The organism is Pseudomonas borbori, from assembly GCF_900115555.1.
GTDB lineage: Bacteria > Pseudomonadota > Gammaproteobacteria > Pseudomonadales > Pseudomonadaceae > Aquipseudomonas > Aquipseudomonas borbori.
Genome location: NZ_FOWX01000063.1, coordinates 1 through 8105, shown reverse-complemented (window position 1 = coordinate 8105; position 8105 = coordinate 1). Strand labels below are relative to the sequence as shown.

The window sequence follows — 8105 nt, the reverse complement described above, 5'->3', positions numbered from 1 at the left end:
GGCGCATTATCCAGAGAGTGGTTTTATCCGGTGCTGTTGACTCGCGATGGCGGTTGGAAGCGGCATGTGTGGCAATCCAAGTTCGCATAAATCCAAATGGCTCAGAGTGACTGCAAGAACGCGAGCAGGTCGGGCGTTGGCTTCCACGGTCTGGCATGCGAGGGTTCGAGCCCGGCGTTCTTCCAGAACGCTTGCATCGCCTCGCGTTTCATTTGCAGGTTGCACGTGATGTAGCGCCCTGTCGTCGCAATACTTGCATGACCGAGGTAGTCCCGGATCACGGACACGTCGGTACCCGACTGCAGCAGCGCGACCGCGCAACTGTGCCGCAGCACGTGCGGCGCGATGCGCGTGCGCGCAAGCGCCGGACGTTCCCGGGCGACCGCTGCGGCATGCTTGCGCAGGATGTAGGCGATGCCATCGCGCGTCAGCGGCTGGCCCAGGTGGTTGAGAAAGACGTGTTGTTGATCTCCCGTTGCTGCCAGTCGGCCGCGCAGGCGATGCAAGGCGTCGGCCGTCTCTCGCCACAACGGCAGGAGCCGCTCCCGCTTGCCCTTACCTCGCAGGCGCACCTGCCTGGAGGGGGCCAATTGCAGGTCCGGCCACCGAAGGCCGGCTGCCTCACTGACGCGGGCGCCGCTGTTATACAGGAACAGCAGCAGGGTGTAGTCGCGCCAGCCATCGGCCGTGCGGCGATCGGGGTGGGCGATGATCGCCCGCACATCGTGGGCCTCGAGGTAGGCGGCGGGCCGATGCCGGAACTTCTTCGACGGAATGGCCAGGACCTGAGTGTATTGCTGTGCGTGCGCCAGATCGTTGCGGACGAGGTGCCTGAAGAAGCTGCGAATGGCGGCGCGGCGACAGTTGCGCGTGGCGGCTGAGTTCGACCGGGCAGCCTCGAGGTGATCGAGGAAGGTGGCGATCATCTCGGCGTCGAGGTCCTTCAGTTCGAGCGACGCCACATCACAGCCGCGGCGTTGCGCGACGAACTCGAACAGGAGCTTCAAGGCGTCCCGGTAGGCGCGGACGGTGTGATCACTTGCACCGCGATGGCGCCGCAGATACTCGGTGAAGAAGGACTCGACGAGCGCGAACAGCGCTCGTGCCGCGACGCTGCTCATCGTGGCCGGCGGGCATGCCGCAGATGCGTTTCGAAACGGTCACTGGCCAGTGCCAGCAACTGCGGCGTAGCCTTGAGATACACCTCAGTGCCCAGCACGTTCTGGTGCCCGAGGTACGCGGACAGCCAGGGCAGCCTGGCATGCACGTCGACGCCGTCGAGTGCCCACGCCGTCAGCCGATGAACGGCGAAGGCATGCCGGAACTCGTAAGGCCGGGCACCGACTCGACCGCACGGCGGTTTTAGTCCGTGCTCGCGAAGCAGTCGGCGCAGCGCGTCTGAGGCCGATCTGACCGTCAGCGGCGAGACATTCTTCCGTAAGAAGAACGCGACGGGTGCGGCGCGCCGATTCGCGTCGATGAGCCACTGGCGCGCCTGCGCGTAGCGGCGCAGTTCGTTCACCAAGTCGTCGCGAATAGGGACAAGACGCGACCGTCGCTTGCTGTTGCGGACCATCAGGACGCCCTGATCGAGGTCGATGTCGTCCATGCTCAGTCGCACCGCCTCGCCCAGCCGCATCCCGGTGCAATACAGGACGAGCATCAAACAGCGCAGCATCGTGCCCCAGATGAATCGCCCGTCGAGAGTCTGCGCCGCAGCCAGCAAGCGCCGCACTTCGTCGTGTGTGAAGATGTACGGGACGAAGACCGATTCCTTCACCGGCGCCAACGCGTGCTCGGGCACATAGCTCGACGGGTCGCGTCGGCGACGGAACAGGCAAAGCTGACGGACAACGCCGAACTCGTATCCCACTGTGACCGCCTTGCGTCCTTCGACACGGGTGATCCAGCCGATGACGGCTTCGTCGAGCGCGACCGCGTCGTCTTCCGCGCCCAGCAGGCCGACGAAGCGCACGAAACTCTTGAGGGCGAACTCGCCGCGCCGATAGGTCATCCCCATCGCGCGCTTGAAGCGCAGAAACTCCTGCGCATCCTGCGCCAGTTCGGCGACGGTCACCATCGTGCTCATGTCGGTACCGGCAACGAGATCTCGCGCAACGACTCGGTGGCGATCCTCACGTACGCGGAGAGCGATTCCGGATCTCGGTGTCCGAGCAGATCGGAGAGCACGCGCGGGCGCGCGCCCATGTCGATTTGTCGAGCGGCATTCGAGTGGCGCAGCACGTGGCTGCCCAGAAACGGCGCATCGAGGCCGGCCACGCGGGCATGCTTGACGAGGATGTGGCGAACCGCGCTCGAACTGGTCAACGGGCCGAAGGGCATCTTCATCTGCACGAACACGTGCCGGGTCGGCGTATGGGGCGGCCGACCGTGGCGCAGGTAGCGCGCCAGCACCCTGGCGATGGTGGGCAACAACGGCAGCGTGAAGGCGACGCCCGTCTTAGGTCGGGTGATCTGCAGCGTTCCGGCGCCCCAGTCGATGTTCTCCAATCGCAGGGCGATGACCTCGCCAGCCCCAAAGCCGTACGTACTCATCATCAGCAGCAGAGCGTGATCGCGCAGCCCCCGGGCACTCGAGATGTCCACCGCGCGCAGCAGTCGCTGCACGTCGCTCCAGGGCAATGCGGGTCGCGGGCGCTCGAACTTGGGTTGCACCGGCGAGATCACGGAGTCGGCCAGATCGAGCGCGATGCGCCCCGTCGCCAGCAGGAAGCGCGCAAACGCGCGTACGCTGCAAGCGATGTCGGCTGTCGTCGTGCGGGCATAGCGGTCGGCACACTCGATCAGGAACGCATCGAGGTCGGAAAGCGTCATCGTCTCCCACGTCTTGCCATGCTGGGCGAGATGCTCGAGGAGCTTCCCGGCGTGATCCAGCCGCTTGCGCACCGTGACCTCGGGGTTGCCGCGATGCCGCAGAATGTGGTCGGCAAACGCCTGCAGCAGCGCCATTGCCGGCGGTCGAGCACGCCGACCGGCCTTCCACGCCGGCGGCTCCTGCCCCATCACCGCGTAGACGCGACTCAGGGCGTGCACAGCCGTGCGGGCGCTGCTCAAGCGACGGGGATCAAGGTGCCGCTGGCGCGCATACCAGCCGATGAAACGTCGCGCCCCGTCCAGCGTCAGCTCGGGCAGCTCGTCGAGCTCATGCAACTGGCAGTAAGCGCGAAATCGCCTGATCCAACTCAGGTACGTGCCGGCGCTGCTGTCCTGCACGCAGCGGTCGCCACGCCAGACGCGACGCATGTCGTCGGTCGTCGGAATACGTCCTGCGGGCGTGGAATTGGCGTACTTGCGTTGCATGGCGAAGTCCAGAACTCGACAGGTGCAGCGTAACGAGCCGGCCCTTCGCCGTCAGGCCCGATCTCGTGTTGGCGGGTGTGATCGTTTCGGGTATCACGCGTCAGGAACCCAAGTGGTGCCGGCAACCTGCCCAGGCACTGCGCAGACAACGAGCGGCGCAGCTCCAACAAAACGGAAGCCTGGCCAGAGGCAAGTTGAAGCCCCGCATCGCCACCGAGAACCGCCGGTGATGCGAGGCGCAACGCCGCATCGAGCGCCTCCTGCACGGCCCGTACCCGGCGGCGTAGCCAGCGCAGCGCGCTTGGCAGGGTCACTTCGAAGCCACGGGCCGTGTCGGCGGCCGCCTCCAGGCTCCGGGCAGACTTCACCGCCACCGCGGCAGCCTCGACGGCGGCCAACTCGCCGGGCAGTCGTGCAGCGAGAAAATCAGGCAGCAGGCTGAACGTTCGATGGCCTTCGGGGCAATACCACCGCGCGATGCACACGCCGCGCGGCGTCGCGCGCGAATACGTGCCATGACGGGCGAACGAGCAGCCGCCGGCCGGGTGCAGGGGACACGCGGGCAGGCGGGCGTCTCGCCATTCACGACGCGCGACGTACGTTTCCGCGCTCGATTGCGTTCGCAATGGCAGCTGCATAGCCGCTCTCCGACAAGCCGGCCACCCCTGAGCCGTCGATCAAGATTATGTGGAGTTCGCCCACTCGACCACCGGGCCGAGAACGAGGCGGATAAGCCGCAGACAGATACGGTGGCCCTTCAGAACCGGATAAAACCACTCTCTGGATAATGTGCCTTATGCGGAGCTCCGGATAAGGCACAGGCGCGGCGCAAGTTCGTCGAAGCGCAAAAGGTGCAGCCCAAGGGCAAAACCGGGGGAGCTGACGTGGCGCTGAACCTGATCAACAAGCTGTACGGCATCGAACGCAAGCTCAAGGACGCCGACGATAACCAACGCCTCGTCGGCCGCCAGCAGCACAGCTAAGCGATCCTCGCGCAACTGAAAAGCTGGCTGGAAAAAACCCAGCCCCAGGTCACCGCGCAGAATGCCTAGGGCAAGGCGGTGAACTACCTGGCCAGCAACTGGCGCCGCCTGGTGCGCTATACCGAAGGCGGGCATCTGCCGATCGATAACAACGCCGCCGAGCGGGCCATCCGGCCCTTCGTCATCGGTCGCAAGAACTGGCTGTTCAGCGACACGCCCAAGGGCGCCACAGCCAGTGCCTAGCTCTACAGCCTGGTGGAAACCACCAAGGCCAATGGCCAGGAGCCCTATGTCTACTTGCGCCACATCCTCGAGCGCTTGCCCCAGGCCAAGGCCGTCGAGGACTACGACGCGCTGTTGCCGTGGAACTGCACGCCAACCTTGCCACGCTAAACGGAACCCCCTTCGTTTAACAGGTGGGGTTCGTGGATCGCATACAGTTGTTTGGCACGGTGAGCCGGAAAATCGTATGCTGTGATTCCTGGTCGGCTTGCGATGGCACGTGCTGAGGTTAATTGCTAATCAGGTTTTTTCAATCCAATAATGTCTGCTATATCAGGAAGCGTATGTCGATCAGGATCCAGTCCGTTACCCTTAAACCATACACGTTCACGCTTTGCTTGTATCTCGCCGTAATCCAGCACTGCGTTCATAATTTGCACAGGTAACGGAGACGTTGTGTCGTCTTGAAGAATCACTTTATCAATGAGATTACCCAGCGACCTCACAAAGGACGTAGAAACTTCATAGCTTTCATTGGAAGAGTTTTTAATCTCCGAGACTTTTTCAATCAACTCTTCTCTCAATTGCGGCACAATTTGTGAGGAGGCTTCCTCTAAAAGTCGATCAGAAAGAGCAACTAATCCCATCAAGCTGCCGCGTTCGAAATCACCGGCAAACCTCCACTGCTCCAAAACCAATTTAATATGTCCCACGGAAAGAGAAGCCTGCTCCTGCGCCAGCTTCTCGTCTTTGGGGATCGAGGGCAAGATGACTTGCTCAATGGCTTTTATCACGTTGTATAAACGAATATCGATATCAGGCAGCATTGTCGCCCCCCCTAATCAAACTAACAAGTTGAGCCAGAAATACTGACCCTGCCGACCCTAGCCAGCTCAACACTAAATCCTGATGATTTGTGCTTTGCTGCGCTGCTTTAACCGCGGCGCCAAGATCCATCACAGCACATTTATAGGCATTCAATACTTCATAATATCTGAGAATTTCTGGGTCGACTTTATTCCCGGATTTTACTTCATACTGTCGAATAAACTCGTCTCGGGGTAGCAAGCCGCACACCAAGAAGTTTCCTTCCGCATCACGACTTCCAAATAATTTTTGGGCAGTCCATGCGAGATCTTCATGATAGTCACCTATATGACAAAGCTCCCAGTCCAGCACTGCTGTAAATTCACCTGAAGGTTCTTGGAACATGAAGTTCCCGGTACGAAAGTCACAATGAACCACGACTGGGTTATTGCAAACTGGAGCATTATCCCTTAGCCATCGTTCTGCCAATGTGATTATAGGAACGGGCTCAACGCAATCATCCCACCAGACCTTTGACCACCAGTTCACTTGCTGAAGTGCCGCCTGGTTAGTTCCTGCTACGGGAAGCTCAAAATATTTAAAAGATATACTATTTACATTAAACCTATGTATTTTAACTAAACAATCAATGTACTGCGGGGCTATTTTTTTTGCCCACTCGCCGTAACTAGAGCCTATACCAGAAACTGCTCTAAGGTTTAGATCTGTAGGGGCAGTGACTCCATCTACAAACTCAGATATGAGTCCAGGCTGACCCAATATGTCACCCTCTGGATCTACAAATATCACCGGAGCGACCGGGACTACGCCAATCATCGCATTTTGTATTTCTGCTTCTCGCCCTCGGCAAGTCTGAGCGATACTACAATATGGATCCATGCGCAAAACAAGCCGTCGTCCTAAATTGTTATCCTTATCATTCTCAAATTTCACCGTGAATGAGAATTGCTCCTTAGAGGCTCCGCCTGACATCCTTTTTAAGTTCGAAACATTAGCCTTAGTCCATCCCAATTTATGGAATGCTTTGCGAAGAATCCCTTCTACCTCATCATTTGTTTTGGCAGAATAAGGAGCTTTTTTACGTAACTCCAATTTCTTATTTAGGATGTAATTTACCCTAGACTCCATCTCAGTTCTGTCCCAGGTATCATTTTCGCGCTCAGAAACTCTATTTTTTGTTTTCATAACGAGGGCTCATCTTAATTAAAAGTTCGGATGCTTCCTGCGCTTGCTAGTTCCCGTTCCCTTTCCAAGGAAACGCGAATCCGCCCTCGCCCATCCCGTATCCAATGGTCCCGTCGGACAAGGTATATTCCATCATCTGATCAACCATCATAAAAGTGTCAAAGGGAGTAGTCCAAACGAATAACGGCTTTCCAGTGAAGTCCCATAGCCGGCCGGTTTCATCCCACACCTTCCACCGTACTGATTTAAAACTTACTTCATCATCATTGTACACAATCTCCTCTTGCACCTTATCTATGCGCAACCATTTTTCTCCATCGTGCAATATTTTTTGATAGCTGCTGCCCTCATCCGTTATTGCATGAACGGCTACACATGCCATTCCGTTGTCGAAAATTGGCCACGCCAAGCGATAGTGCTGTACTCCTGCCCAGTTTCTAGGTCCTGCGCTAACATCTCGGAAACCTTTATCATCAATTTGAATAACTTCGCCCGTGCGTAAAGTGATTTTACCTTTAACGCGACAAAATCCTTCAGGGTGGATATAACACAACTCTCTAGCAATGCTGTTTGTCTCGGAGTCACCCTCCATAGCAATACTGTCAGCCATGGGATGCAATAAGTCCCACTCGAGATCCGCCAAGAAATCTGACGTTTCAACTTTAACCTGAGAAGTTTGTAAAGACTTAATTGCCTGCATGGTGATCCCGGCTACTTTCATCCCGGGATCCATCCTTTCTTTAGTGTAAGGAAGGTTTAAATTAACACGAGTGAAAAGCGGTTTTCCTTCCCGAAAGAATACAGCCATGCAATTGGTCTCGCCAGCATTTTCCATTATTCCGATCCGAATGAATGCGCCGGTCTTCGTGGCCCTGTCGTAAAAATTAAAGAAAAAACTCTGGCACCATTTCGGGATATCAGGATTGGGAATATATCGCTCGCAATTTTCTTGCAAGTATTCGGTCGTAAGCGTTGTCATTTTGGTTACCTTTTGGCTCTTATGTAGTCAACCAGTTTTGGCAGCAGGAAATACACCGCACCACATCATTAATCTACCATATCGTATGCCTGATACGCCAGTCAACTGCACTGCTTTCGCTGCGGTCTAGCCCGGAACCTGGGAGGGATAGAGTAGTAACGTGGATAGAGGTGTAGACAAAAAGATATATAATTTCAACTTACTGGCGATCAGAGCACAGGGGGCTGTGAATGGGCAAGCGTGGGCGTCCGCCGAAGCTGACGGAAAATGACTATCCGATGTTGCGAGAAGTGGTGGCTGCTCGGCCGACGGCTACGCTGGATGAAGTCACCGCCGCGGTGGAGAAGCAGATCGGGACGTCGCTGAATAAAACGACGGTGCGCCAGGCGCTCAGGGCTGCCGGGGTCACTCGACAGAAGCCCGCGATCGAGCGTGACACAGTATCGACGAGCCGTCGCTACGGCTACACTGCGGCGCATCGGCGGCATGAGCCCGAACAGCGCTACCCAAGTTGCCTGACCGATGCTGAATGGGCCATGGTGAGTGATCTGTTCGATCGACCTGACACTCAGGGTGTGCCACCGACA

General features: G+C 57.7%; 7 protein-coding genes and 1 pseudogene. 2 read left to right on the top strand and 6 right to left on the bottom strand.

The features are described from left to right. Positions 1-101: 101 nt before the first annotated feature. From BM315_RS23450 to BM315_RS23440, 3 genes are read right to left on the bottom strand one after another with little or no spacing between them, the layout of a single operon-like run. Positions 102-1121 (bottom strand): tyrosine-type recombinase/integrase, encoded by a 1020-nt coding sequence (locus tag BM315_RS23450; RefSeq protein WP_090506034.1) that lies wholly within the window; start codon positions 1119-1121, stop codon positions 102-104. Beyond that, positions 1118-2089: a tyrosine-type recombinase/integrase gene (locus tag BM315_RS23445; protein ID WP_090506032.1), complete on the bottom strand. Its 972-nt coding sequence runs from the start codon at positions 2087-2089 to the stop codon at positions 1118-1120. Before BM315_RS23445 ends, BM315_RS23450 begins: the two co-directional genes overlap by 4 nt. Further along, a complete protein-coding gene (locus tag BM315_RS23440) occupies positions 2086-3321 on the bottom strand; it encodes a site-specific integrase (RefSeq protein WP_090506030.1) in 1236 nt (411 codons plus the stop codon). Before BM315_RS23440 ends, BM315_RS23445 begins: the two co-directional genes overlap by 4 nt. An 815-nt stretch (positions 3322-4136) precedes the next feature. On the opposite strand from BM315_RS23440, the pseudogene BM315_RS23435 reads away from it, so the two are divergent. Next, positions 4137-4697, top strand: a pseudogene (locus BM315_RS23435) (IS66 family transposase); the annotation flags it as partial. Positions 4698-4822: 125 nt separating this feature from the next. Here the strand turns inward: BM315_RS23435 and BM315_RS23430 are convergent. From BM315_RS23430 to BM315_RS23420, 3 genes are read right to left on the bottom strand one after another with little or no spacing between them, the layout of a single operon-like run. Beyond that, on the bottom strand, positions 4823-5353 hold the full coding sequence (locus BM315_RS23430) for a hypothetical protein (protein ID WP_090506027.1): 531 nt from the start codon (positions 5351-5353) through the stop codon (positions 4823-4825). After that, a complete protein-coding gene (locus tag BM315_RS23425; RefSeq protein WP_212633000.1) occupies positions 5343-6539 on the bottom strand; it encodes a phosphotransferase family protein in 1197 nt (398 codons plus the stop codon). Before BM315_RS23425 ends, BM315_RS23430 begins: the two co-directional genes overlap by 11 nt. A gap of 46 nt (positions 6540-6585) precedes the next feature. Next, positions 6586-7518, bottom strand: a complete 933-nt coding sequence (locus tag BM315_RS23420; protein WP_141124024.1) for a DUF7064 domain-containing protein — start codon at positions 7516-7518, stop codon at positions 6586-6588. Positions 7519-7748: 230 nt separating this feature from the next. Between BM315_RS23420 and BM315_RS23415 the strand changes: the two genes are divergently transcribed. Then, positions 7749-8105 (top strand): transposase (locus BM315_RS23415; RefSeq protein ID WP_483153970.1); only part of this gene is annotated, 357 nt, incomplete at its 3' end.

Coding starts and splice junctions, on each gene's coding strand:
- BM315_RS23420 (WP_141124024.1), bottom strand. CDS start 7,518: ATGACAACGCTTACGACCGAATACTTGCAAGAAAATTGCGAGCGATAT.
- BM315_RS23440 (WP_090506030.1), bottom strand. CDS start 3,321: ATGCAACGCAAGTACGCCAATTCCACGCCCGCAGGACGTATTCCGACG.
- BM315_RS23445 (WP_090506032.1), bottom strand. CDS start 2,089: ATGAGCACGATGGTGACCGTCGCCGAACTGGCGCAGGATGCGCAGGAG.
- BM315_RS23425 (WP_212633000.1), bottom strand. CDS start 6,539: ATGAAAACAAAAAATAGAGTTTCTGAGCGCGAAAATGATACCTGGGAC.
- BM315_RS23430 (WP_090506027.1), bottom strand. CDS start 5,353: ATGCTGCCTGATATCGATATTCGTTTATACAACGTGATAAAAGCCATT.
- BM315_RS23450 (WP_090506034.1), bottom strand. CDS start 1,121: ATGAGCAGCGTCGCGGCACGAGCGCTGTTCGCGCTCGTCGAGTCCTTC.